This window comes from Mesorhizobium sp. M3A.F.Ca.ET.175.01.1.1, assembly GCF_004791945.1.
Lineage (GTDB): Bacteria > Pseudomonadota > Alphaproteobacteria > Rhizobiales > Rhizobiaceae > Mesorhizobium.
This window is the reverse complement of record NZ_SRTP01000091.1, coordinates 1-423: the sequence shown is the minus strand read 5'-3', so window position 1 is coordinate 423 and position 423 is coordinate 1. Positions and strand designations below refer to the sequence as shown.

Below are 423 nucleotides of genomic sequence, written 5' to 3'. Positions count from 1 at the left end.
CAGGCCGGCAGGCGCCGAGTTCCTGCCCTTGTCGCGCAGCCTGGTCAATATCGGCCAGACCTTCCCGCCGGTTGCCGTTCTGGCGCTTGCGGTACCGGCCGTCGGTTTCGGCGAGAAGCCGACGCGGATAGCGCTCTTCCGCTATAGGCTGCTGCCGATATTCGAGAATGCGCTGACCGCGCTGCCCCCGCTGCCGGGCAATGTCATGGAAGCGGCGCGCGGCGCCGGCATGACCGGCTGGCAAAGGCTGATGAAGGTCGAGCTGCCTCTGAGCGCCCCGGTGATCCTCGGCGGTATTCGGCTCTCTGTGGTCATCGGCCTCGCCACCGCGACCATCGGATCGACGGTCGCCGCCAAGACGCTGGGCGAGGTCATCATCGCCGGCCTGATCTCGAACAATCTTGCCTTCGTTCTGCAGGGCGG

The 423-nt window shown here is 66.9% G+C and carries 1 protein-coding gene; it reads left to right on the top strand.

The genetic code is table 11. The features are described 5' to 3' along the window. Positions 1 to 423: ABC transporter permease (locus EN818_RS30875; RefSeq protein ID WP_135906607.1), on the top strand; the 423-nt coding region annotated here is incomplete at both ends.